This is a genomic window from Desulfatitalea tepidiphila (assembly GCF_001293685.1).
Classification (GTDB): Bacteria; Desulfobacterota; Desulfobacteria; order Desulfobacterales; family Desulfosarcinaceae; genus Desulfatitalea; species Desulfatitalea tepidiphila.
The window spans coordinates 82,459-106,417 of the sequence record NZ_BCAG01000001.1 but is presented as its reverse complement, the minus strand read 5'-3'; the positions used below and the strand labels follow the sequence as shown (position 1 = coordinate 106,417).

Genomic DNA, 23,959 nt, shown 5'->3' with positions numbered 1-23,959 from the left:
ACCATGGCATTTATTTCTTCAGGATACAATCCGGAAAAACCGATGGAAGACCGGATCACCGATATCGGCCCGCGCAAATACGACGAGTTCTATCCGCCGGTCATCGCCAAGAACAAAGGCAAATGGCTCTATCACGAATACCTGCAGCCGGGCGTGCTGGTTCATGTGGCCGAATCCGGAGACGAAGTCTACACGGTCCGCTGCGGCGGCGCCCGCCTCATGAGCACCTCACACATCCGTGAAATCTGCGAAATCGCCGACAAGCACTGCGGCGGCCACGTGCGTTGGACCACCCGCAACAACATCGAGTTCATGGTCGACAACAAATCCAAGGTACAGCCCCTGCTCGACGACCTGGCCGGCCGCAAGTTCAAGGGCGGTTCGTTCAAGTTTCCCGTGGGCGGCACCGGCGCCGGCGTCTCCAACATCGTGCACACCCAGGGCTGGATCCATTGTCACACTCCGGCCACCGATGCTTCAGGGCCGGTCAAGGCGGTTATGGACGAAGTGTTCGCCGATTTCCAGCAGCATCGCATGCCGGCCCACGTGCGCGTCTCCCTGGCCTGCTGCCTGAACATGTGCGGCGCCGTGCACTGCTCGGACATCGCCATCCTCGGCTACCATCGCAAACCGCCGATGCTGGACCATGAGTACCTGGACAAGATGTGCGAAATTCCGCTGGCCATCGCGGCTTGCCCCACCGCCGCCATCAAACCGGCCAAGGTCGAAATCAACGGCCAGAAACTGAATTCGGTGGCCGTGAACAACGAGCGCTGCATGTTCTGTGGCAACTGCTACACCATGTGCCCCTCCATGCCCCTCGCCGACACCGAAGGTGACGGCATCGTCATCATGGCCGGCGGCAAGGTCTCCAACCGCATCAGCGCGCCCAAGTTCTCCAAGGTCGTCGTGGCCTTCATCCCCAACGAAGCGCCGCGCTGGCCGAAAACCGCAGAGACCATCAAGCAGATGATCGAAGCCTATGCAAAAGATGCACGCAAATACGAACGGCTGGGTGAATGGGCCGAGCGCATTGGCTGGGAGCGGTTCTTCGAAAAATGCGAACTTGACTTCACGCATCATCTGATCGATGATTTCCGTGATCCGGCCTACTATACCTGGCGCCAGACCACGCAGTTCAAGTTCTAATGAACGACCGTTAAGCAAGAGTGTTATACACGAACTGCAGGGGGCCTTGGCCCCCTGCAGCCCTTAGACCCGCAGAGGATGAAAGGGGAATATGGCAATGGAATATGAAGAGGCGAAACAGTTAATCGTTGACCAACTGACCAAGAAGCTGAAGACCAAATCGAAGTTTTACTTCAACGATCTTTCCAAGATTCTCGACATGAAACCCCGGGATGCGAAGAAGATCGTCAACAAGTTGGTCGAGGACGGCGTTCTGGAGTATTGGTCCAGCGGCAGCACCTCCATGTACGGTCTGCATGGAACTGGCAAGCAAGCCCACAGCGAAGGCGAAGATTAGACCTTCGGCACTCCAACATTGATACCGGTTCCATCACAAAGGCCCCAGGCCGGCTGCCCCGGCTTTGTCGTCGCTGCCTTGCGCGGCGGTTCGGGAAAAACGATTTTCTCGGTCGGCATCATTGCGGCGCTCAGGAACCGGGGTGTATTGGTTGCACCCTTTAAAAAGGGTCCCGATTATATCGATGCCGGCTGGCTGGCTCTGGCCGCCGGCCGGCCTTGCTATAACCTGGACACCTTCCTTATCGATTCCCCCACCATTGTCGACTCTTTTCAAAGACACACGCAAAGCACCGGCGCCGCAGTGATCGAGGGCAATCGCGGCCTCTACGACTGCATCAGCACCGACGGCCTGACCTCCACCGCCGAACTGGCCAAACTGCTCGGCCTGCCGGTCATCCTCTGCATCGATGCTACAAAAACCACTCGCACCATGGCCGCCGTGGTGGCCGGTTGCATCCAATTCGACCCGGCGGTGCAGATCAAGGGCGTCGTCCTGAACCACGTCGCCGGCGCAAGACATGAAAACATCCTGCGCACCAGTATCGAGGAGCACTGCGGCATTCCTGTGGTGGGAGCGGTTCCCAAGCTTCGCAAACAGAGCTTTCCCGAACGCCACATGGGGCTGGTGCCCACCTACGAGCACCAGTGGGCCCAGGACGCCGTGGCCACCATCGCCGAACTGGCGGAACAATATATCGACCTGGCCCGGCTGTCCGACATCGCCGGGGTACCCTTACACGGCCGCTTCGATTCCATGGGCACAGGGACCCGCTCCGCAAGAACAATGACACCCAAAACAACTTATGCGGAGCCGGCCCTGCCGCGGCCGCGGATCGGCATCATCCGGGACTCGGCCTTCCAGTTCTACTACCCGGAAAACCTCGATGCCCTGGTTCAGGCGGGCGCGGACCTGGTGGTCACGAGCCCGCTGTTCGAAGACAACCTGCCCGACGTAGACGCCCTTTATATCGGCGGCGGATTTCCAGAAACCCACGCCCAGCGCCTGGCCCGCAATGTGACTTACCGTGACCAGATCAAAAGCCAGGCCGAGCAAGGCCTGCCTATTTATGCCGAGTGCGGCGGGTTGATGTACATGGGCCGGGAACTCGTCCTCGACGACGGGACCTTTCCCATGACCGGCGTGCTGCCCGTCTCTTTCGGGTTTTCCAAGCGGCCCCAGGGGCACGGTTACACCATCGCCCGGGTGGCCCGCCCAAATCCTTACTTTGAAACCGGCCAGACCATCAAAGGACACGAATTCCATTACTCCACGGTGCAGCTTCTGGAAAGCCCCCCAGAATCCATGGCTTTCGAAATGGAGCGCGGAAAGGGGCTCAAAAACGGCCTGGACGGCTTGTGCCACAATCGCGTATTGGCCACCTATACCCACATCCACGCGCTGGGCACCCCCCAATGGGCACCCGCCCTCGTGGACAGAGCGCGGGAATTCCTCCAGGCCAAATCGGGCCGCTGATCCTTACAACGCGTTCGTTGCCCTGATCCCCGGCTTGACAATTCGAAGTTGATGCCTTAAATATTCCGGTCACATACATAATCATGTTGAGAGGCGCGAGGGAACTGGCCTGACGACCGCCCGGCAACCTGTCCATAAAGGTGCCAAATCCAGCCCGTAAAGGGAAACATGAGGTCGGCGAGACAACATGGGATATGTTAGACCTCTCCGGCGCGAGAGGTTTTTTTATTTTAATACCGACAGACGATCCGAGGAGGATTGCCATGACCAAGACATACAAGGGATTTTCCACTCAGGCCATCCATGGCGGCCACACGCCGGACAGCGAGACCCATTCGCGCGCTGTGCCGCTCTACCAGACCACCTCCTACACGTTCGACGACACCACCCACGCGGCCGACCTGTTCGGTCTGCGAAAATTCGGCAATATCTACACACGCATCATGAACCCGACAACCGACGTGCTCGAACAGCGCATGGCGGCCCTGGAGGGCGGTGTGGGCGCCCTGGCCGTGGCCTCGGGCCAGGCCGCCGCGACCCTGACCATTCTCACTTTGGCTCAAGCCGGTGATGAAATCGTGGCCTCCACCGATCTGTACGGGGGTACGGTCAGCCTCTTCACCCACACCCTGCCCAAACTCGGCATCCGGGTTCGCTATGTCACACCGGGCGATCTGAACGGCTGGGAGCAGGCGGTCAACGATCGCACCAAGGCCTTTTTCGTGGAGAGCATCGGCAATCCCAAGCTCGACATCATCGACATCGAAAAGATCTCCAGAATCGGGCAAACCCACGGCATTCCGCTGGTCGTGGACAACACGGTCACCACACCCTACCTGCTCCGCCCCATCGCGTATGGTGCCGCCATTGTGGTCCATTCGGCCACCAAATTCATCGGTGGTCACGGCACCTCCATCGGTGGAATCATCGTCGACTCGGGCCGGTTCGATTGGGCCGCTTCGGGCCGCTTCGCCGCTTTCCTGGAACCCGAGCCGGCCTACCACGGTCTCAAGTTCCACGATGCCTTCGGCAACCTGACCTTCATCCTGCGTGCCCGGGTGCTGGGGCTGCGCGACATGGGCGCCGCCATCAGCCCCTTCAATGCCTGGCTTTTCCTGCAGGGACTGGAAACCCTGGCCCTGCGCATGCAGCGGCACAGCGAAAACGGGATGGCCGTGGCCCAATGGCTGGAAAAGCACCCCTGCGTGGCCTGGGTGCGTTATCCCGGATTGCCTTCGTCTCCCACCTATGACCTGAAAGGGAAATATCTTCCCAAGGGGCAGGGAGCGCTGGTCGGCTTCGGCATCCGGGGCGGACGTCAGGCGGCCGTGAAATTCATCGAAAGCTGCAACCTCTTCAGCCACCTGGCCAATATCGGCGATGCCAAGAGCCTGGTCATCCACCCTGCCTCCACCACCCATGAACAACTGAGCCCGGCGGAACAGCAGGCCGCCGGCGTCACGCCCGACTTTATCCGCCTCAGCGTGGGCATCGAGGATATCGACGACATCATCGCAGATCTGGATCAGGCCCTGAAACATGGCGTCAGCTGTACCCTGCAGGGAGATTAAAGGTATTATTCATATGGATCGCAAGTCGGTTGGACGGGTAACCCCCCAGACATTCACCTTCGGCGGCAAGGATGATCCGCTGGTCCTCGAATCCGGTTATACGCTGGGTCCGGTGGACATTGTCTACGAGAGCTATGGCGAACCCAACGCGGATCACTCCAATGCCATTTTGATCTGCCACGCCCTTTCCGGGGACCACCACGTGGCCGGATATCACGACCCCCACGATCGCCGCACCGGCTGGTGGGACAACATGATCGGCCCGGGCAAGGCGTTCGACACCCGCCGCTACTGGGTCATCTGCTCCAATATCATCGGCGGCTGCAAGGGATCGACCGGTCCGACCAGCATCGATGCGCGCACCGGCGATCCTTACGGCCTCACCTTTCCGGTGGTGACCATCGGCGACATGGTCGCGGCTCAGAAGCGCCTCCTGGACCACTTGGGTATCCAACGTCTCTACAGTATGGCCGGCGGCTCAATGGGCGGGTTTCAGGTGCTGGAATGGAGTCTGCGTTATCCGGAAATGGTGCGTTCGGCCATCTGCATCGCATCGGCCCCGCGCCTTTCGGCCCAGGCCATCGCCTTCAACAGCATCGGTCGAAGCGCCATCACCCGCGATCCGGAATGGAGAGAGGGGCACTACACCGGCAGGGGGCCGGAGCAGGGACTGGCCACGGCCCGCATGATCGGCCACATCACCTACCTGTCGGAAATGCTGCTGGACGCCAAGTTCGGCCGCCGGCTCCAGTCGGCCAACCGGCTGAGCTACAACTTCTCCAGTGAATTCGCCATCGAAAGCTACCTCAACCACAAGGGCAGCGCCTTTACCGAGCGGTTCGACGCCAACAGCTATCTTTATATCACCAAGGCCATGGACTACTTCGATATCGAACGATCCTACGGCCCGCTGAAAGAAGCCTTCGCGCGGGTTCAGGCGCGCTGCCTGTTCGTCTCCTACAGCACCGACTGGCTCTTTCCCACCAGTCAGACCAAGGAGATGGTCCGCGCCATGCTTTCCTGCGGCAAACCGGTGTCCTTCATCGATATAGATTCGCCCTACGGCCACGACGCCTTTCTGGTGGAGGAGGAGAAGTTGACCCGTATCGTCTCCGGGTTCCTCACCGGCGTGGAGAAGACCGTAGATAAGGAGATAACCGCATGAACGCCCAATACGTAGACCGCCTCAGCCGCACCGACCGGGATGTGATTCTTACCCTGGTGCCCGAGGGTGTCTCTGTGCTGGACCTGGGATGCGGCGATTGCAGCCTGCTCAACGAGTTGGTCGCCAAGCGCCGCATCCGCGGAACAGGCGTGGACATCAGCGGCGACCAACTGATCGAAGGCCTCGCCTTCGGCCTCAACGTCTACCAGGGCGACCTGGACGAGGGGTTGGCCGACTTTCCCGACAATGCCTACGACTACGTGATCCTGAACCAGACCCTGCAGGTGGTCAAGAATCCCCTGCTGGTCTTCAACGAAATGCTGCGCATCGGCCGCTATGGCGTCGTGGGCTTTCCCAATTTCGCCCAGTGGCAGCTGCGGCGCGGGCTGTTTTTCGGCGGGCGGGCTCCCAAATCGCCGGCCCTGCCTTTCGAATGGTACGACACCCCCAACATCCGCGTGCTCTCCATCCGCGACTTTTTCGACTACTGTCACGCCCAGAACATCCGGATCGTGCAGGAGCGCTACCTCATCGCCGGCAAATGGATGCACCGGCTGCCCATCACGGTGACCAACCTGATGGCCCATGTGGGGATGTTTGTCATCACCCGAAAACAATTCCAACTGAATGTGATTCCCACTGAAGGGCGCACTTCCCAAAAGTTTATTGATAAAAAAATCGCATGACAACGGAGATGGCAGGCGTGGGTGGCCCTGGCCACCTGTCCCACACACGCCGGGTTAAATACATCGCGCTCAGTTAGAATCCCTGATCACTCGATTATTCGATTGATTTTGGGACCGGGCAAGATTATGGTCGCTTGTGACGTTGAAAAAGGGGTTATACCGCCGAAACAACTTGAAAACATGGATTACCACCGCCTGCCCGTGCCGACATGGACACCCAGCTGCAATTTGAAATTTTGGCTCAACCCGACGACACCACCTGCGGTCCCACCTGCCTCCAGGCCGTCTACAACTACTATGAAGACGACATCCCGCTCAAGCAGGTGATCCGCGAAGTCAAGCAGCTCAAAGGCGGCGGTACCCTGGCCGTGCTCATGGGTTGCCACGCCCTGCAGCGCGGGTACCGGGCCAAGCTCTACACCTACAACCTGGAGGTGTTCGATCCCACCTGGTTCAAAATGAGTCCCAGGGAGATGGGCGAACGGCTCCAACGCCAGATGCGCACCAAAGTCCATCCCAAAATCAGGTCGGCCAGTAAAGCCTACCTCGATTTTCTGCGCATGGGCGGAACCATCCGCTTCGAGGACATGACCGCCAGCCTCATCCGCGGCCTTCTCAAGCGAGGCGTACCGATATTGACCGGGCTGTCTGCCACCTACCTTTATCGCACGGCACGGGAGGTCGCGGTGGGCCGCAAAATGGTCTATGACGATATCAAAGGGGAGCCGACGGGCCATTTTGTCGTTCTGTGCGGCTACAGCATGAACACCCGCACGGCCCTGGTGGCCGATCCCTTGCTGCCCAACCCCCTCAGCGAAAGCCAGATCTACCCGGTGCGCTTGAACCGGCTGGTGTGCGCCATCATGTTGGGCATCCTCACCTACGACGCCAATCTGCTGGTCGTCACCCCCAAAAAGGGGTAAGCCCAAGGAGGAAATCAAAGTGACCGTTCTCGTGGTCATCGAAAACCCGGAAGAGTGCCCCCTCAATTTCAGTGATGTGGAACCCGTCGCCGCCCGCACCTATCTGTCCGACTCATCCTATGCCGCCCTGAAAGGCGTCAAAGTCTTTAATATCTGCCGCTCCTATCGCTATCAGAGCATCGGCTACTATGTCAGCCTGCTGGCCGAGGCGCGGAACCACAAGCCGGTACCCAACATCACCACCATCCAGGACATCAAATCCATGGGCATCATCCGGCTGGTATCCGAAGAACAGAGCGAACTCCTTCAAAAAATTTTCACATCCGAAGACCCGCAAAAGCTATCGATCAATATCTACTTCGGCAAGTGCACGGACAAACGCTTCGAGCAGATCGCATCACGGCTCTTCAAATATTTTCCGGCGCCGTTTTTAAGGGCCGACTTCGGTTTCTACAACAACTGGCAGCTCTCCAACGTCTCGCCGCTGACCGTCAAGGAGATCCCGGTCGAAGAGCGCGCCTTTGCCGAATCGGTAGCCTCGGAGTATTTCGCCGGCAAGAAGCTCTATATCCCCAAGCGCTCCATCTCCCGCTACGACATGGCCATCTTATACGATCCGGCCGAGCAGCGCCCGCCGTCCGATGCCCGGGCCCTCAAACGATTCATCAAAGCCGCCGACGAACTAGGCATCGGCACAGAGCTGATCACCAAGGAGGACTCCAACCGGCTCTTCGAGTTCGATGCCCTCTTTATTCGCGAAACCACCAACGTGGATCACCACACCTACCGATTGGCCCGCAAGGCCGTGGCCGAAGGCCTGGTGGTCATCGACGACCCGGAATCGATCCTGCGCTGCTCGAACAAGGTGTACCTGGCCGAACTGCTGCGGCGCTCGAAAATCCCCACCCCCCAGACCCACATCGTACACAGCAAGAACCTCGAACAGATCCTGCCGGAAATCAGTTACCCGTGCATCCTCAAACAGCCGGACAGCGCCTTTTCCCAGGGGGTGGTGCGCGCCGAGGACGAGGCGGCCATGCTGGAACAGACCCGGCAGCTGCTCAAGAAATCGGAACTGGTCATCGCCCAGGCCTACCTGCCCTCGCAATTCGACTGGCGCATCGGCATCCTGGACCGCAAGCCCCTGTTCGCCTGTAAATATTACATGGCCGGCAACCACTGGCAGATCGTACGCAAGGACAAGGGCGGCCGGGAAATTTACGGCAAAGTGGAGACCCTGCCCGTGGCCAAGGCCCCATCGGTGGTGGTGAAGACCGCTCTCAAGGCCGCCAACCTCATCGGCGACGGCCTCTACGGCGTGGATCTCAAACAGGTGGGTAAAACGGCCATGGTCATCGAAGTCAACGACAACCCCAATATCGATGCGGGCTACGAGGACGACGTACTCCAAGATGAGCTCTACACCCGCATCATGGAGGTCTTTTTGAAACGCATCGAGATGCGCACATCGGGAAGCCGCAACGCATGAACGATACCCCCCTGCACCTGTTCGACGCCATGGGCATCGAGCTCGAATACATGATCGTGGATCGCCGGGACCTATGCGTGCGGCCCGTTGCCGATCGGGTCTTGATGGCCGCGGCCGGGAATATCGTCTCGGAGATCGAGCTGGGGCCGCTGGCCTGGTCCAACGAACTGGTGCTGCACGTGATCGAACTCAAGACCAACGGACCGGTCCCCACCCTGGCCGGCCTGCACCGCACCTTCGAACGCCATCTCGATCGGATCAATGGCCTGTTGCTTCCGATGGACGCCAGGCTCATGCCCACGGCCTGCCATCCCTGGATGGACCCCCAACGCGAAACCGTGCTGTGGCCCCACGAGTACAGTCCGGTCTACGAAGCCTACGATCGCATCTTCGGCTGCAAGGGACACGGCTGGTCCAACCTGCAGAGCATGCACATCAACCTGCCCTTTCACGGCGACGATGAATTCGCCCGGCTGCACGCCGCCATCCGCCTCCTGCTGCCCGTCATGCCGGCCCTGACCGCCGCCTCGCCGATCCTCGACGGCCGCCCGACCGGTTACATGGACGCCCGCATGGAGGTCTACCGTCACAACGCCGAGCGCATTCCCTCGATCGCGGGCAGCATCGTGCCCGAGCCGGTCTACACCCGGGCGGATTATGAACGACAGATCTTCCAGCGCATGTACGCCGATATCGCCCCCTTCGATCCCGACGGTACCCTGCAACATGAATTCCTCAACTCCCGGGGCGCCATCTCCCGTTTCGACCGCGGCGCCATCGAGATCCGGGTCCTCGACATCCAGGAGTGCCCGAGGGCCGACCTGGCCGCCGCCGCCCTGATCGCGGCCGCCCTCAAGGCCCTGTGCGACGAGCGTTGGGTGTCGCTGGAACGTCTCAAGGCGATGGCAACCCGGCCGCTGGCCGACCTATTCCTTCGCGTCATCCGCGAAGCCGACCAAACCGTCATCGAGGACAAAGACTTTTTACAGGCCGTGGGCATGCCGCCCTCAAAGGTCCAGGCCAGGGAGATCTGGCAGCACCTGGCCGAAACGACCCTGTCGACGCAAACAGTCGATCCGGATTTGAACCGGGCTCTCGAAAGCATCTTAGCCAAGGGGTGCCTGGCCCGGCGTATCAGCAGGGCCGCAGGCGCCGGTCCAAGCCGGGAAAAACTGTGTGACATCTACGGTGCCCTGTGCGATTGCCTGGCCAAAGGAGAGCAGTTCCTGTGAAGACCCTAGCCCTGATCGTCACCTGCGAGCACGGGGGCCACGTCATCCCCCCACCGTATCGCGACCTTTTCAAAGGCCGGCGCAACCTGCTCGACTCCCACAGCGGCTACGACTTGGGGGCCCTGGCCATGGCGCGCCGCATGGCCAAACGGTTCGACGCGCCCCTTTTTGCCGCCACACGCTCACGCCTGCTCGTGGACCTGAACCGCAGCATCGGTCATCCCAATATCTTTTCAGGCATCACCCGGTCCCTGCCGGCGACGGAAAAAGAGAACATTCTCAGGAAGTACTACGCCCCCCATCGCGACCCGATTCAAAAGAGCGTCTCCGAAGCCATCCTCAACGGTCGGGCGGTACTGCACATCGCCGTTCACAGCTTCACGCCGGTTTTAAGGGGCCGCAGCCGAAGTATGGACGTGGGCCTGCTTTACGACCCGGCGCGACACGGCGAACGACACTTCTGTCGAACATGGAAAAGAGAGATGCAGGCGCACAGCCCGAAATGTTCGGTCCGCTGCAACGCGCCCTATAAAGGCGTCTCGGACGGCCTGGCCACCTATTTTCGGACCCTTTTCACCCGCGACTATATGGGCATCGAACTGGAGTTGAACCAGTATCACTATCAGAAGGGACCGGCGGCCTGGCGAAGATTGGGCGGCGTGGTGCTCGATGGGCTTGAAGCGGCTTTGATGAACCCGGACATCAACTGAAGCACAGCCTCCGGCTCTTCCAGGTGGGGGACGTGGCCGCAGTGGTCGATCAAAGCCGGAGTTGCCGGCCCGCCCGACCTGGCGACGATGGTGCGCACCTGCCGTTCGGTGGCGTATTGATCCTCTCGCCCCTGGATTACCAGAAGGGGTACGGCGATGGCCGGCAGGGCGTATTCGATGTTCCAGTCTGCGAACCAGTCGCTGAGCCAGGTGTCGCTCCAGGCGCGAAAGACCGCTTCGCTCCTTTCGCCGTGGTACTTGACCAGCCCGCCCAACCGGCCGTTTTCAAAGGCCGTCACCGCAGCCCGGATGCCGTCCAGAGTGACCGATTCCACGAACACATGGGCCGCCTCGGTAATGATCCCGGCCAGGTACGGCGGCCTTTCGGCGCCATGCAACAGGGCGATGGTCCCCCCATCTGAATGCCCCACCAGAACAATAGGCCGTTCCGGTATGATCGCCGCAATCACCCGAGGCAACTCCTGCAGGGCATAGGCGTGCAGGTAGTGAACCGTGCGCGGCGCGGCCGCTGGTGAGGATCCGCCATACCCCAGACGGTCATAGACCAGACCGGAACAACCGGTGAGCCGGCAGAGCCGCCGGGGAAAATCCTTCCACATAGCCGCGCACCCCAGGCCTTCGTGAAGGAACACCAGGCAGGGCAGATCTCCATCGCCGTCGATGGACTCGTAGTAAATCCGCTGCCCCTCATGTAAGGTGATATGCGCCAACAGGAATTCTCCCCCGTTTTGTCGGTTGGTTGCATGCGGCCGGCAAGAGCGGCTATTTTTTCCTTCGGGACCTCAATAGGCTGCCGATTTTGCTGCCGCACACGGAAAGCAGGGGCACGATCAACAACGATGAAACGAACCCCTGCACGATGGAGGACACGGCCCAGCCGGGAATTTCGTCATACTGGCGCCAGTAGGCGAAGAGGCTGCCCACCTGGAGATACACGGCGACGGCGACCGCGCCGATCACGAACAACAGCACTCTGGAGGACGTGGCGTCCGAATAGAGGCCCAGAATGAAAGCGAACAGAAAACTCAATAGAAATGCCGCCATATGAGAGTAAAGCATGTTGGCCACGTGCTTGATCAACATGGGATGGTCACCGGCATTGATCGTCCTGAACGACTCGATGAACAGCGGCGATACGAAAAAATGAAACACATAGACCGTCAGGCACCAGGAGAGTAAACCGGTGCCCAGCCACAGCAGGCCGACCGACCAATTTTTCATTCCGCTATCACCTGTCGTCATGGTCCATGCGCTCGCTTCCAAATCCGTGGTCAAAACCCAGCAGTTCTAACTGAATGTGATTCACCCTGAAGGGCCTGCATTCCAGAAGGTGTTTGACAAAAAAAATCGCATGGCACCGGTTATGGCAGGCCCAGGTGGGGCAGGTGGCCAGGGCCACGTGAGCCTGCGGTCTTGGAGCCAGTTAAATGCAAACGGCGGACAAGCGGCCCAGACTGTTTGAGCGCAGCGAGTTTCTGGGTCGCCCGCCGTTCATTTTACTGGCACTTGACCGCTTGGCGTGTGGCATCGACCACCTGTCCCATCCGGGCCGGGTTTAATGAATGGCATTCAGTGAGAATCGATGGTCAAAACCGGCACCCTTTGAAAAATCCGAGCCAAAGGTATATGACGACGCCATGCAGACACCCGATGTCGTCATCCCGTGGCACACCCCGTCCCTCTGGAACGAGGCCAATGCCGCATTCGCCCATCTGCTCGATCACCGCAGGTCGGCGCTCCAAGCCACACGCCGGATGGCTGATGAGATTCGGGGGCGGCTCGCATCGCTGTTTCCGCTCATGGTGGATCTGTGCCATGCCTCATGCCCTACCTGCTCTGATATCTGCTGTCAACACGCCTGTGTCTGGATCGATTTCAAGGACCTGCTCTTTTTGCACCTGGCCGCCGTCCCCCTGCCCGAACGCCAACTGCGCGAAAAAAGCGGCGATCGCTGTCGCTACGCCGCCCCGCATGGCTGCAGCCTCGAGCGCCTGCAGCGGCCATTCGTGTGCACCTGGTATCTCTGCCCGGCCCAGACCCGAATCCTGCGGGAACACCCTGCACCATGGCACCAGACGCAAACCTGCCTGCAGCACATCAAGCAGTTACGCCGGCAGATGGAAAACGCATTCATCCAGGCGATCACCGGCTGAAATGAATCTCGCCCCACCGTCCGTGTTACGGCGCTTCGTTCGCCTCGGCCGAAAGCTCACCACCCGCCTTGATCGCCGCGATGCGCCGATCCTTGGCCCGCCAGAGCCCATTGACCCATTTCTGAATTTCATTCCGGAAGCCTGCATCTTCTTCATAACTTCGGCCGACCACATTTCCGGGAATAGGCAGAACCGCCACATGCACCGTGATGTGAGGCACTTTCCCGCTGAGCAGATCCCAGAAGTGCACCGGCGGGACGTTTTCCGGATAGACGATCGTCACGTCCAGAACGCTTGACAGATAGTCTCCCATGCTGGAGAAGACCAGGGCCACGCCCCCGGCCCTTGGCACGAGCAGATGCTCGTAGGGCGAGTTTTGCTTCGCATGCTTTTGATAGGTAAAACGGGTCCCCTCCAGAAAATTCATGACGGAAACCGGGTAATCCTTAAACTTTTCGCACGATTTGCGCGTCGCGGCCACATCTTTGCCGCGCATCTCCGGATGCTTCTCGAGGAAGTGGCGCGAGTACCGCTTGAGGAACGGAAAATCCAGCGCCCACCAGGCGATCCCAAGAAGAGGCACCCAGATCAACTCCTGTTTCAGGAAGAACTTGAGGAAAGGAATGCGCCGCTTGAAAATGTGCTGCAGAACGAAGATGTCCGCCCAGGAAATATGGTTGCTCACCACCAGGTAGGAGTGGGCGGTAGAGAGGTTTTCCACTCCCCGGAGATCCCACCGGACCTTGTGGATGATGGAGAAAATGAAACTGTTGCCTTCAATCCACACGTTGGCGATGACGATCAGTATGCGTGAAATATGGCGCCGGAAGCCTTTGTGGGGAACTATCCATTTGACGAGGACAAACAGGTATAAAACGCTACACCACCAGACGGTGTTGAGGCTGAACAACAGCAGGGTAAGTCCTCCCACGAGGAGCGGCCGAAACGATTGGGTCATGATCATATCTCCTCGCAGACAGAGGGCGAAAAGCCTTTTTGGAAGAATGACAATAAGGGTTCATCCAAGAACTATCCTCGACACCTACCGCGCCACCCAACCCCCGCAAACCGGAAAAACCTGGCCCACGAAGCAGTCCGCGCCGTCGCTGCACAGGTATGCGGCAAATTGCGCGTCTTCCCGCGCCGAAACCAGACGCCCCAGCGGCACCTCCCGCTTGAGCCGCTCCTGGAAGCGTGGATTTTCCTGAATCTCCCGGGGAAAATAGGTGGGGTTGTCGACAAAGTTCTGGGCGACGATATTGATCTGCACGTTGTGCGGGGCCGCCTCGACCCCCACGGCCTGCACATAGGCCGCCTGGGCGCCCCGGGCCGCGCTGTAGGTCGATGCCCGCTTCATGCCCCGCAAAGCCGATGCGCTCCCCATAACCACGATCTTGCCCCTGCGGCGCTCGACCATCTGCGGCAGAACGGCACGCACCAGGCGCGGCAGGGGATCGACCAGGGCGGCGAAGGTGTCGCGCCACTCCGCGTCGGTCACGTCGGCCACCGGTGAAGAGGGCGCCGGAATTGAGAGGTTGGCAACGAGCACATCGATACGACCGGCGGCGGCGACAACGGCTCCCGGTGCTTCGGGAGGCACAAGCGATGCCGTGCTGGCGATTACCGTGGCCCCCTGTTCGGCCAGCACCTCGCAAATGGCCGGTCCCATGAAGGCGTCGGCCTGGGTGACGAGAATCCGTTTATCTTGAAGTGCTCTATTGGTCACGCGACCTCCTCCAATAATGTAAATGGGCATCAACCGTCTTGCTTGGGCTCGCCGCGCAGATAGGCGATCCAGTAAACGCCGGCGACCATGAGGGTCCCGCCCACAATATTGCCCGCTGTGACAAGGAGCAGGTTCCAGGCGGCGCCGGCGACCGGAATCGTTGCTTGCATGTCTATCGCCAAACCGAAAGGCAAAAAGAACCAGTTGGCAATCGAGTGCTCGAAGCCGATGGTCACGAAAGCGGTAATGGGGAAAAGAATCGCCACAATCTTGTCTGCCACGCTGCGCCCACCCATGGTCAGCCAGACGGCCAGACAGACGAGCACGTTGCACAAGACCCCGCGGGCAAATGCCTGTCCAATGGAAAGGCCGGCTTTGCTGCGGGCGATCTGAACGGCCGTTTCGGCCACTGCGCCTCCGCCAAGCGTGCCGACATCGGCCCACACGACAAAGAGAACGGTTCCCATGCAACCGATGACGTTCCCGATATAGACGATCACCCAGTTGCGCATCACATCGCGCGTGCCGATCAAGCGGCTGGCCCATGCCATTGCCAGAAGGTTGTTCCCGGTGAAAAGCTCGGCGCCGGCAACGATCACCAGCACCAGACCGAGAGAAAAGCTCAATCCGCCGAGCAGACGGGTCGCCCCGAAACCGAGACTCGACCCTGTCACCACTACGGTGTAAAAAAATGCACCCAGCGAAATAAACGCACCGGCAAGCACGGCCAGCACGACCAGGGTAATGGTGTCTGTCTGCGCTTTCGAGACCCCCAGGTGTTGTACCAAACGGGCAATCTCGCGCGGCGTATAGGCGTCCGCCAAGTAAGGTTTCGTATCCATGCTCGGGATTCCGTCTAGGGTTTACTCGGGACTTTAGCGCCATGAAGCAAAATTGACGGCAGCAACTTTTGATGAATTCATTAAAATTAGCGCAAATTCACTTCCGCAACAAGCGGCAAATGATCGGATGCCGATCGGGCCAACGGGCTGCGATACGCATATACGCTTGCGATAACAGACGCGGGCTGCGCCCAGATCCGGTCCAGTGCCAATATCGGCGAACGGGCCGGAAAAGTTGGCATCGCCGGTAAACGTCCGAAGGTCCCGCGCAACCGACGCAGCGTGCCGCTCCAGGGGAACCATTCATTGAAGTCGCCAAGCAGGATCTTCATGCCGGCCGTCGAAGCGTCGAGCAACGATAGCAACCGCCCGACCTGAAACCCGCGCTCATACGCACGCAGGCCGAGATGGGTAGCCATGAACTGCAACGCGACGCCCTCCACGTTGAGGTGCAGTTCGATGACCCCGCGCTGTTCGCGGCCGACCACGCTGATGTCGTGGCGACGGATCACGGCCACGGGCAGGCGGGTGAGCACGGCGTTGCCGTAATGGCCCCGTTCGTCGAGCAGGGTGACGCCTTCGATGACGGACGCGGCCAGCGCGTCGCTCAAGGCCTTCAGCACATGTGCCGGATCATCTTGACGATAGCCGACCTCCTGCAGTGCGATGAGGTCCGCATCGATCTCCTTCAACACGGTTGAAATGCGCGTCGCATCCGGACGACCGTCGCTGCCGACCGTCCGGTGGATGTTGTAGGTGACGATGCGCATAGGCCTTTCCTATGCTTTCCCGGGCTCACGCTTGCGCCGCACCAGGTAACGCAGGCCGGCCAGAAACAGGATCACGCAAACCGCCACGGCGACGAGTATCAGGATACTTTCGACGCCGGGTTCGCGCAGTGAGGCGACGATACGGTCGGCAAGCAGGGCGATGGTGACCACGCCGGGCACCATGCCGATGAAGCTGCCGATGGCAAAATCTCGCAGCCGGATCTCCGATACGCCGGCGATGACATTGATGACGCTGAACGGCGCCACCGGCACGATACGCAGCGTCACGATGGTCAACACGCCACGATTGGAAAGCGCGCGGTCGATGCGATTGATTCGGCTTCCGGCGATTCGGCTCACCGCTTCGCGTCCGAGCAGGTGACCCAACCCGAAGGTGACAAGGGCTGATGCTTCGGCCCCGAGCAACGCATAGGCCGCACCGAGCCAGGGACCGAACACCGTCACCGTCGCGACGATCAACAGCGTGATGGGTACGACGACGATGCCGCCGACGACAAACGCGGCCAGCACCAACGGGGGGGTCAAGGGACTTTCCGCAATCCAGTGCAAGGCGCTCTCGACCCGTTCTATGGCGAGCCAGTCGGACATCGGCGTCCAGCGCCACATGGCGGCCAGCCCCGCCACGCCGAGCAGCAGCAATCCGATGCGCAACATATGACGATAGGCCGGTTTTTGCTGATCGGATGGAATAAATTGATCGAAAAAGGCATCCGGTTCGACCGGCTTCTCCGGATCGAGAAGGGCCGAGTCCGGGACCCATTGGTCGATCTCCTGGGGCACGTCTCCGGACAGCGGCTCAAGCGTCCGTCGGCCGCCCCGCATGGACTCGATGGCCGCGATGAGCGATCCATGCCGCTCCTGGGCCGCCGCCACCTCATCCACATCCACGCCGAGATGCTCGGCCAGCAGCCGGTGCCGGAAACGCGCAACGGCTGCACCGCATGGCTGGGATTCGGTGACTTCCACGGCGATATCGCACTCCGAATCGAGGCCCATCGAGCGGTTGCTCAGGTTGGACGAGCCTACCCGGGCGATGCGGTCGTCGACGATCATCGCCTTGGCATGCACCATGAGGGAAACGTGGGGATCTTTTGAAAGTCGCACATAGTAGACCCGCAGCCGGTCATGGCGGTCCGCATGGCGCAGCTTGGCCAACAGTCGGCCGCGCAATACGTCCATGGTGTGCTGCTCCAGCCAGCCGCCGGTCTTTTCCGGTAGAACGAGCACCACTTCAGGCGCGTCGGACTGTTCAAGACGCCGGGAGAGGGCCTCGCCGATGCAATGGGCGCTCAAGTACTGGTTTTCAATATAGATGAAGGATTGGGCCGCCTCGATGCTCTCCAGGTAAAGCCGCTCGACCTCGCGAATTTCGTCGCGACCGCCGTAATCCGGCAGCGTGCGTGCAATGCCGAGTGTCACCTTTTCCAGGTCCGGCTGGATACTCGGCGGCCAGGGATCGCCACCATCATTAGGATCCAGAGCCGCGGCGTCTTGCCCCACGGCGGCCCGCCAGCGCTCGCGCACCAGCTGCCCCATGGCCGCCGCCGCCTCGCCGTCGATCGCCATCTGCACGTCGTGAAACGGCGGATACGCTTTGCCGTCCGGATCCACACGGCGTTCGTCATCCGGATGATGGCGTGACGTATCCCAACGCCACTTGCTCAGATCCAGCCCACCGACAAAAGCCACCCGATCATCCACCACCACGATCTTCTGATGCTGGGAAGCTCCGACCGGATGTTGGCCGTCGAGGGAAAAATGAATCCGCTGGTGTGATTTCCAACGCAGCTTGTAGACGGGAAAAAATTCGCGTTCCATGGCGTAGATCATCGCGAAATCCCAGTTGAGAATGTAGATCTCGAGCTCGCGGCGGTCGTCGGCGAGGCGGTCGAGCAATTGGCCCAGCTTTTCGGGATAGCCGTCATCCTGGCCATTGCGAACCAGTCGCAGTTCGCTGTGGATATCCCAGCCGACGATGAAGATGGTGCGCCGCGCACGGCACATCGCCTCCCGCACCGCGCGAAAGTAATCTTCTCCATCTATCACGAACGCCGCCCGCTCGACTTGCGCCAGACGCCAGCAATTGCGCCCTTTTTCCAGAATTCCGCCCATGGCATATCCGCCTTATCGTTGTCAAAGCGTCACCATAAAGTACGACGCATGCCATGTCAAACCACTGAAAAACTAAAGATCGGTCGCCTGAGTGCCGATCAAAAAACGACAATCGATACCCGGTCAGGCGCCTTCAACGGCATTGATCCAATGGTCCGGTCGTCGATATCGTTCTCATTTGGGACAAAGGATGGATCACCGTGAACCATGCGCGGGCAAATAAGATAACCGGCATGCTTTGCATCTGGCTTTGGGCATGCCTGCTCGCCACCGGGGCGGCGCGGGGCGACGCGTCTGTATCCGTCGACTTTCTCCCCCAGTGGTCTCCCCAATCCCAGTTTGCCGGCTATTACGTGGCCGATGCCAAAGGATTCTATGAACGTCGGGGCCTGAGGGTGAAGGTGGTGCGAGGTGGTCCGGATCGGCCGGCGGGGGCATATCTGGCGAACAGACGGGTGACTTTCACGACCCTGTTTCTGACCGAAGGCATCGCTTTACGCGATCAGGGGGTGCCGCTGGTCAACATCGGGCAGATCGTCCAGCGCTCGGCCCTGATGCTGGTGGCCCGCAAAAAGAGCGGCATCCGTAACCCCGATGACCTCGATGGCCGGCGGGTGAGCGTATGGGACGAGTTCCGGCTGCAGCCGTTGGCCTTCTTCCGCCAGAACCATCTGTCGGTCTCCCTCGTGCCTCAAGGATACACACCCAACCTGTTTCTGATGGGCGGCGTGGATGCGGCCTCGGCCATGTGGTACAATGAATACCATGTCATTCTCAATTCCGGGATCGACGCCGACGAGTTGAGCACCTTCCTGCTGGCCGATTATGGCTTCAATTTTCCAGAAGACGGCATCTACTGCCTGGAAGAGACGCTGGATGGCAAGCCGGAGGCGGTGCGCGCTTTTGTGCAGGGTTCCATCGAGGGGTGGCGCTACACCTTCGACCATCCCGAAGAAGCGCTGGCCATTGTCATGGCCAGCGTCGACGCCGCCAACCTGCCCACCAACCGCGTCCACCAGCGGTGGATGCTGGCCCGGATGGGAGATATTATCTGTCCGGGCGGCAATTGCGATGATTTGGGAAAACTGAACGAAGCGAACTATCTTTTCGTCGGCCGGCAGCTGCGCGGCAACGGCATCATCCAAGCCATTCCGGACTACCAGGAGTTCTATGACCCGCGCCACGCGACACCCTGAACGCCGGGGACTGGCCTTACGTCTGGCGCTGTTCATTCTCGCCAGCACCACCTTGATCTTCCTGGCGGCCTTCGGTTACAGCCACTACCACTCCCGCCGCCTGGTTCTGAAAAATGTGCGCGCCGTGGCCATGGACCGGGCTGCATCCGTGGTGCTGCAAATCGAAATCAAACTGCGTTCGGTGGAGGCGCTGCCGCGTGTGGTGTCCCGGTATCTTGAGAATCGAACGGTGACAGACGAGCTGGTGCTGCCCCTGATGCATGACATGGTGGCCGGGTCGCCGGAGCTTTTCGGCGGGGCAGCGGCGTTCGAACCCCACGCATTCAAGCCCGACCAACGCTTCTACGCCCCCTATTTCTTCCGGAAGGGAAGCGAAGAGGTAACCTTCGCCCAGCTTGGCAACGAAACCTATAACTACTTTCTCTGGGACTGGTATTTGATTCCCAAGGAACTGAACCGGCCGGTGTGGAGCGAACCGTACTTCGATGAAGGCGGAGGTGGCATCCTCATGACCACCTATTCCCATCCCTTTTATGAGCGCTCTGAAGAGGGTCGCCTGTTCCGGGGGGTGGTGACCGCCGATGTCTCACTGGAAAAGCTGGTGTCGGATATCGGTGCCATCTCCCTGTATGAAACGGGCTATGCATTTCTGATCAGCAACCGGGGGGCTTTTCTGGCTCATCCGGATCAAACCCTCATCATGCGCGAAAGTATCTTCAGCACGGCCGAGGCCCGCGGACTTCCTGAATTGAGAACCGTCGGCAAAGCGATGATCCAGGGCGGATCTGGATTTACCGCCATGACCTGTCCCCATACGGGCCGGCGGTCCCTGCTGGCCTATGCGCCGGTAACGGCGGCCGGCTGGTCGGTGGGCGTGGTGATCCCGGAACACGAACTGTTTGCCGATATCCGGACCCTCAACCGAACCATACTGAAGATTGCAGCGGCAGGATTGGCCCTGCTTCTATTGGTGGTCGTGGCCATTTCGCGATCCATCACCCGGCCGTTGCAGCACCTGGTCGGTGCCACCGCAGAAATCGCCAAAGGAAACCTGGAAGTGCAACTGCCAGTGGTGCGCACCGGGGATGAGGTGCAGGTGCTGACCCGTTCGGTGGATGACATGCGCGTCGCCCTCAAAGCATACATCGCCGATATTGCCGAAACCAGCCGGGCCAGGGAGCGCATCGAGAGCGAGCTGAAAATCGCCAGCGCCATTCAGATGAATTTTTTGCCCAAACGCTTTCCGCCCTTCCCCGATCAGACGACATTCGACCTCTACGCCGCTCTGGCACCGGCCAGGGAGGTCGGCGGCGACCTGTACGATTTTTTCATGCTGGACCCGGGACATCTCTTTTTCTCGGTGGGCGACGTATCCGACAAAGGGGTGCCCGCGGCCCTCTTCATGGCGGTGACCAAGACGCTGATGAAGGGGATGGCCGAACAGGGATCGACGCCGGCCGATGTGCTGGGCCGGGTCAACGCAGAGTTGTGTCGAAACAATGAAACGGCGATGTTCGTGACCCTGGTCTGTGGTATCCTGGATTTGGCCACCGGCGATCTGGTCTATTCCAACGCCGGCCACAATCCGCCGGTATTGCTGCGCGCCGGCAAGCGCCCCGAATTTCTGCCGCTGCCGCCGGGACTGGTGTTGGGCGCGGCCGAGGAGGCTGCTTTTGAAACCCGCAGCATCCGGCTCTTCCCCGGCGACCGGCTTTTGCTTTATACCGACGGGGTGACCGAGGCCATGGACGTCGATCAGCAGCTCTTTTCCGACGAGCGGCTGTTGCGTGAAACGACATGGATGGCCGGTGAGACGCCCCGGCAGATGGTGGAGCGACTGATGGCCGCCGTACAGACATATGCCGGGGGCACGGCCCAGTCCGATGACATTACCGTACTGGCCCTGCACTATAAAGGAAGCCATTGAAGCCACTGGATGACTCGACATTGGCGTGGCAGCACCTGCCCGGTCTGCCGGAATCATTGAACCAGTTTCGTGATTTTGTCTTGTCGCGAGCCCGGGCCGCAGGCCTGCCCGAGGCGATCCAGGAAAAGATCGACCTGGTGATGGAAGAGGTGCTGCTCAATGTATTTCACTATGCCTTTGAAGGCGCTCCGGTGGAGCCGGTGGCCGTGGGGTGCGGCATGATACCGGACAAAGGGTTTCTCGTGCGCGTCATCGATGCGGGTCTCCCCTTCAATCCCCTCGAACAGCCATCTCCGGACATGACCCTGGGTATCGGCGAACGGGAGATCGGTGGCCTGGGGATCTTCCTGACCAGAGAGCTGAGCCGTGCCATGGCCTACGATCGCTGTGACGACCATAATGTGCTGGATGTCTATTTCCCCGAACGATGAGAAATGGCCGAGACGAATCCTTCTCTCCCCGATTTAATGGTTGACGCAAGCTTAATGCACTAGTATTTTGTAAGAATTCCTCAATCCCCATCTCTTTACCAGCGACACCCGCACTGAGTCGTCTTCAGTTGCCGACCCGATTTCAGATCATCAACCGGCAAAGTTGAGCATCCCTAATTTTAAGCGGATTCTGTTTTTTCTTTCAAGTCGAAACCCATGGTGTTTACCTTAACCAAGCGAGGTGAAAACATGAACCCGACAGCCAACGGAGCCTTACTGGAGAGGGATCAGCCGCTTCAGGTCTGGTCAAAAATCAAAAATTTTCTTTTCCGGCAAACGTCACCCATCCACCGACAGGACGCCAGGGAAAAATACTGGATCCTGTGGCGGGAACTGGAATCCGAGATGCATGCCAGGGCAGTCGAATTAAAGCATTACGGTTTTACCGGAATTAAGGACAAAAGAAACACCGACGAGGTCGAAAAGAAATTTGACGCCTTCAATGAGTTCCTTCAAAAGAACACGGTCGATACGGGCAAGGCCAAGTCATTTGGCAATCTATTGATTTACGCGCGCATTCTTTCCAGGCAAAACCTGGAGGCACTGAACCAGGCCGATGCACTCAATATGATGTGGCGGGACATCACATTCGTTCGATCACGATTGCTGACCGATGGGATCATTTCCGATGAGCGATTGCCGGCCCAACTGGAATACTGCCGGATGGAATGTGCCAAAATTTGTCCAGGAAAAGACAATGCCCTGGAAGAGATGTGTCACGACACAGCCCTCGAACTGACGGATACGAATGAAGCGGATAGTAATGGAGACGAAACAAAACGGATGAACAACCGCAAGGCGAGAAGAACCATCGCCCTGATGCTGGCCAAACTCAACCATATCCGTCTCAATGATATCAATGCACAATTGAGGATCAAGAAGATCTACAATGTCGCCCTATTGTTGCTCGTACTGCTTTCGTTTCTCCTGCTACACCTGAACGAACGCTTGACCACCGATGCGGTGCCTTACTGGGTCGCGTGGAACCAATTCAGGGAAACATTTGAACTCACCGTACCCTATTCGTGGGCGAAGGCACCCATGGACCTTGCGGTTTACATGGTTCAGAACAACCTGCTGGTCTTTATCTTCTTTGCGGGACTGTTGGGCGGCTTTTTCAGCACGGTGATGCGACTCAGGTCCAGGGAGGTGAACATCGGCGACGTCTATCTGCGCACTTACATGCTGACCAAACCCATTGTCGGGGCGGTGGCCGCAACGATCCTGTACATCATCATCAAATCAAACATCGTGGCCCTCAATCTGGGTGAAATCCAGATGGTCGATAAAATTGCGCAGAATTCATATATGTTCGGTCCGCTGGGATTTGCGTTCGGTTTTATCATGGGTTTTTCCGAGCGGATCATTCTTCCCACGGTCGGGACCGAAAGCGGCAAATAGGAAACGAATGTGGTGCCATCCTATGCTTATGCTTTTGTCCGGGTTTGACGATGCCTGAATTCCATTAACGCGAGAATGGCAAAGGCGCGCGTCACACAAGCGAAAAACAAGGCATAGAACGGGACGACACCCACGAGATAGAGGATATAGTCGTCCGTACTATCGAGGAACGGGAAAAGATGTTCTCGAAGCATGTATTCAAAGTGCGCCAAAAGTAAAAACAGGGCCAGGGAGACAAAACCGAGCATGAAGCAGGCCCCCGAGTGGCGGGCAGATAAAGCTCTTGGATTCTGGCGCTGTGCGAATGTGTAAAACAACATGAAAAACGCCACCAGGGAGGTGATCGGAATGGCAATCGGCGCAGTGGATTTCCCATAGGGATCAACGGGAAGCGGTATCACCTTGAAAAGGACGTCGGCCAAGGGAAAAATCACTGTGATGCTGCCGAGCGCTCCCCATAACGAGCTCAGATATTTGATGAATCCCTTAAAATCGTCGGTTTCCATAGGTCAATGGCTTTTTGAAGTCGTTCGGCTCACAAATCGTCGCTAACCGGCGACC

The 23,959-nt window shown here is 59.2% G+C and carries 23 protein-coding genes and 1 riboswitch; of the genes, 15 read left to right on the top strand and 8 right to left on the bottom strand.

The annotated features are described in order from the left end of the window. Positions 1-3 precede the first annotated feature (3 nt). From dsrB to DFT_RS00450, 10 genes are all read left to right on the top strand, one after another. Positions 4-1,149, top strand: a complete 1,146-nt coding sequence (gene dsrB / locus DFT_RS00495) for a dissimilatory-type sulfite reductase subunit beta (protein ID WP_054029293.1) — start codon at positions 4-6, stop codon at positions 1,147-1,149. 97 nt (positions 1,150-1,246) lie between these two features. Continuing rightward, positions 1,247-1,486, top strand: a complete 240-nt coding sequence (locus DFT_RS00490) for a dissimilatory sulfite reductase D family protein (protein WP_054029292.1) — start codon at positions 1,247-1,249, stop codon at positions 1,484-1,486. Between the two features lie 18 nt (positions 1,487-1,504). Continuing rightward, a complete protein-coding gene (locus DFT_RS00485) occupies positions 1,505-2,962 on the top strand; it encodes a cobyrinic acid a,c-diamide synthase CobB (protein ID WP_369688293.1) in 1,458 nt (485 codons plus the stop codon). Between the two features lie 78 nt (positions 2,963-3,040). Beyond that, a riboswitch (SAM riboswitch) is annotated at positions 3,041-3,137 on the top strand. A gap of 88 nt (positions 3,138-3,225) precedes the next feature. Next, positions 3,226-4,533, top strand: a complete 1,308-nt coding sequence (locus DFT_RS00480; protein WP_152971812.1) for an O-acetylhomoserine aminocarboxypropyltransferase/cysteine synthase family protein — start codon at positions 3,226-3,228, stop codon at positions 4,531-4,533. Positions 4,534-4,546: 13 nt separating this feature from the next. Further along, entirely contained in the window at positions 4,547-5,698 is a 1,152-nt protein-coding gene (gene metX, locus DFT_RS00475) for a homoserine O-acetyltransferase MetX (RefSeq protein WP_054029291.1), read from the top strand. Next, entirely contained in the window at positions 5,695-6,384 is a 690-nt protein-coding gene (metW, locus tag DFT_RS00470) for a methionine biosynthesis protein MetW (protein WP_054029290.1), read from the top strand. Before metX ends, metW begins: the two co-directional genes overlap by 4 nt. Positions 6,385-6,593: 209 nt before the next feature. Further along, the gene (locus DFT_RS00465) at positions 6,594-7,307 is read left to right on the top strand and encodes a C39 family peptidase (RefSeq protein ID WP_054029289.1); all 714 of its coding nucleotides are present in this window, start codon (positions 6,594-6,596) and stop codon (positions 7,305-7,307) included. 19 nt (positions 7,308-7,326) lie between these two features. Further along, positions 7,327-8,796, top strand: coding sequence for a RimK family ATP-grasp domain-containing protein (locus DFT_RS00460; RefSeq protein ID WP_054029288.1), 1,470 nt, complete (start codon positions 7,327-7,329; stop codon positions 8,794-8,796). After that, a complete protein-coding gene (locus DFT_RS00455; protein ID WP_054029287.1) occupies positions 8,793-10,028 on the top strand; it encodes a carboxylate-amine ligase in 1,236 nt (411 codons plus the stop codon). The genes DFT_RS00460 and DFT_RS00455 overlap by 4 nt, the downstream gene beginning before the upstream one ends. After that, positions 10,025-10,738 carry an N-formylglutamate amidohydrolase gene (locus tag DFT_RS00450; RefSeq protein ID WP_054029286.1) on the top strand — a complete coding sequence of 238 codons (714 nt, stop codon included), beginning with the start codon at positions 10,025-10,027 and terminating at the stop codon, positions 10,736-10,738. The genes DFT_RS00455 and DFT_RS00450 overlap by 4 nt, the downstream gene beginning before the upstream one ends. Here the strand turns inward: DFT_RS00450 and DFT_RS00445 are convergent. Beyond that, complete coding sequence (locus DFT_RS00445; protein WP_054029285.1) at positions 10,651-11,469, bottom strand: alpha/beta fold hydrolase; 819 nt, start codon at positions 11,467-11,469, stop codon at positions 10,651-10,653. The two genes, DFT_RS00450 and DFT_RS00445, sit on opposite strands and share 88 nt — an antisense overlap. A gap of 52 nt (positions 11,470-11,521) precedes the next feature. Beyond that, entirely contained in the window at positions 11,522-11,980 is a 459-nt protein-coding gene (locus DFT_RS00440; protein WP_054029284.1) for a hypothetical protein, read from the bottom strand. A 416-nt stretch (positions 11,981-12,396) separates the two neighbouring features. Here DFT_RS00440 and DFT_RS00435 point away from each other — a divergent pair, with 416 nt between their 5' ends. Then, positions 12,397-12,912: a hypothetical protein gene (locus tag DFT_RS00435; RefSeq protein ID WP_152971811.1), complete on the top strand. Its 516-nt coding sequence runs from the start codon at positions 12,397-12,399 to the stop codon at positions 12,910-12,912. 25 nt (positions 12,913-12,937) lie between these two features. Here DFT_RS00435 and yihG read toward each other — a convergent pair whose 3' ends face one another. From yihG to DFT_RS00410, 5 genes are all read right to left on the bottom strand, one after another. Further along, positions 12,938-13,870: a 1-acylglycerol-3-phosphate O-acyltransferase, YihG family gene (yihG, locus tag DFT_RS00430; protein WP_054030031.1), complete on the bottom strand. Its 933-nt coding sequence runs from the start codon at positions 13,868-13,870 to the stop codon at positions 12,938-12,940. An 84-nt stretch (positions 13,871-13,954) separates the two neighbouring features. After that, positions 13,955-14,638: an SDR family oxidoreductase gene (locus tag DFT_RS00425; protein ID WP_200906992.1), complete on the bottom strand. Its 684-nt coding sequence runs from the start codon at positions 14,636-14,638 to the stop codon at positions 13,955-13,957. A 29-nt stretch (positions 14,639-14,667) separates the two neighbouring features. Beyond that, positions 14,668-15,480 (bottom strand): formate/nitrite transporter family protein, encoded by an 813-nt coding sequence (locus DFT_RS00420; RefSeq protein ID WP_054029281.1) that lies wholly within the window; start codon positions 15,478-15,480, stop codon positions 14,668-14,670. Positions 15,481-15,566: 86 nt separating this feature from the next. Then, positions 15,567-16,250 carry an endonuclease/exonuclease/phosphatase family protein gene (locus tag DFT_RS00415; protein ID WP_054029280.1) on the bottom strand — a complete coding sequence of 228 codons (684 nt, stop codon included), beginning with the start codon at positions 16,248-16,250 and terminating at the stop codon, positions 15,567-15,569. Positions 16,251-16,259: 9 nt separating this feature from the next. Then, entirely contained in the window at positions 16,260-18,383 is a 2,124-nt protein-coding gene (locus tag DFT_RS00410) for a VTT domain-containing protein (RefSeq protein WP_054029279.1), read from the bottom strand. Positions 18,384-18,616: 233 nt separating this feature from the next. Here DFT_RS00410 and DFT_RS00405 point away from each other — a divergent pair, with 233 nt between their 5' ends. The 4 genes from DFT_RS00405 to DFT_RS00390 all read left to right on the top strand — a co-directional run bounded on the left by DFT_RS00405 (position 18,617) and on the right by DFT_RS00390 (position 23,398). Beyond that, entirely contained in the window at positions 18,617-19,579 is a 963-nt protein-coding gene (locus DFT_RS00405) for an ABC transporter substrate-binding protein (RefSeq protein WP_076750342.1), read from the top strand. Next, positions 19,554-21,506, top strand: coding sequence for a SpoIIE family protein phosphatase (locus tag DFT_RS00400; protein ID WP_054029277.1), 1,953 nt, complete (start codon positions 19,554-19,556; stop codon positions 21,504-21,506). The genes DFT_RS00405 and DFT_RS00400 overlap by 26 nt, the downstream gene beginning before the upstream one ends. Next, entirely contained in the window at positions 21,503-21,937 is a 435-nt protein-coding gene (locus DFT_RS00395; RefSeq protein WP_054029276.1) for an ATP-binding protein, read from the top strand. The genes DFT_RS00400 and DFT_RS00395 overlap by 4 nt, the downstream gene beginning before the upstream one ends. 249 nt (positions 21,938-22,186) lie before the next feature. After that, positions 22,187-23,398 (top strand): hypothetical protein, encoded by a 1,212-nt coding sequence (locus DFT_RS00390; protein WP_054029275.1) that lies wholly within the window; start codon positions 22,187-22,189, stop codon positions 23,396-23,398. A 26-nt stretch (positions 23,399-23,424) separates the two neighbouring features. Here DFT_RS00390 and DFT_RS00385 read toward each other — a convergent pair whose 3' ends face one another. After that, positions 23,425-23,904: a hypothetical protein gene (locus tag DFT_RS00385; protein WP_054029274.1), complete on the bottom strand. Its 480-nt coding sequence runs from the start codon at positions 23,902-23,904 to the stop codon at positions 23,425-23,427. Positions 23,905-23,959 lie beyond the last annotated feature (55 nt).

What these genes read in the sequence shown, in the direction of transcription:
- dsrB (WP_054029293.1), top strand. Translation starts at nt 4, where the DNA reads ATGGCATTTATTTCTTCAGGATACAATCCGGAAAAACCGATGGAAGAC.
- DFT_RS00490 (WP_054029292.1), top strand. Translation starts at nt 1,247, where the DNA reads ATGGAATATGAAGAGGCGAAACAGTTAATCGTTGACCAACTGACCAAG.
- DFT_RS00480 (WP_152971812.1), top strand. Translation starts at nt 3,226, where the DNA reads ATGACCAAGACATACAAGGGATTTTCCACTCAGGCCATCCATGGCGGC.
- metX (WP_054029291.1), top strand. Translation starts at nt 4,547, where the DNA reads ATGGATCGCAAGTCGGTTGGACGGGTAACCCCCCAGACATTCACCTTC.
- metW (WP_054029290.1), top strand. Translation starts at nt 5,695, where the DNA reads ATGAACGCCCAATACGTAGACCGCCTCAGCCGCACCGACCGGGATGTG.
- DFT_RS00465 (WP_054029289.1), top strand. Translation starts at nt 6,594, where the DNA reads ATGGACACCCAGCTGCAATTTGAAATTTTGGCTCAACCCGACGACACC.
- DFT_RS00455 (WP_054029287.1), top strand. Translation starts at nt 8,793, where the DNA reads ATGAACGATACCCCCCTGCACCTGTTCGACGCCATGGGCATCGAGCTC.
- DFT_RS00440 (WP_054029284.1), bottom strand. Translation starts at nt 11,980, where the DNA reads ATGAAAAATTGGTCGGTCGGCCTGCTGTGGCTGGGCACCGGTTTACTC.
- DFT_RS00435 (WP_152971811.1), top strand. Translation starts at nt 12,397, where the DNA reads ATGCAGACACCCGATGTCGTCATCCCGTGGCACACCCCGTCCCTCTGG.
- yihG (WP_054030031.1), bottom strand. Translation starts at nt 13,870, where the DNA reads ATGACCCAATCGTTTCGGCCGCTCCTCGTGGGAGGACTTACCCTGCTG.
- DFT_RS00420 (WP_054029281.1), bottom strand. Translation starts at nt 15,480, where the DNA reads ATGGATACGAAACCTTACTTGGCGGACGCCTATACGCCGCGCGAGATT.
- DFT_RS00415 (WP_054029280.1), bottom strand. Translation starts at nt 16,250, where the DNA reads ATGCGCATCGTCACCTACAACATCCACCGGACGGTCGGCAGCGACGGT.
- DFT_RS00410 (WP_054029279.1), bottom strand. Translation starts at nt 18,383, where the DNA reads ATGGGCGGAATTCTGGAAAAAGGGCGCAATTGCTGGCGTCTGGCGCAA.
- DFT_RS00405 (WP_076750342.1), top strand. Translation starts at nt 18,617, where the DNA reads ATGCTTTGCATCTGGCTTTGGGCATGCCTGCTCGCCACCGGGGCGGCG.
- DFT_RS00400 (WP_054029277.1), top strand. Translation starts at nt 19,554, where the DNA reads ATGACCCGCGCCACGCGACACCCTGAACGCCGGGGACTGGCCTTACGT.
- DFT_RS00390 (WP_054029275.1), top strand. Translation starts at nt 22,187, where the DNA reads ATGAACCCGACAGCCAACGGAGCCTTACTGGAGAGGGATCAGCCGCTT.
- DFT_RS00385 (WP_054029274.1), bottom strand. Translation starts at nt 23,904, where the DNA reads ATGGAAACCGACGATTTTAAGGGATTCATCAAATATCTGAGCTCGTTA.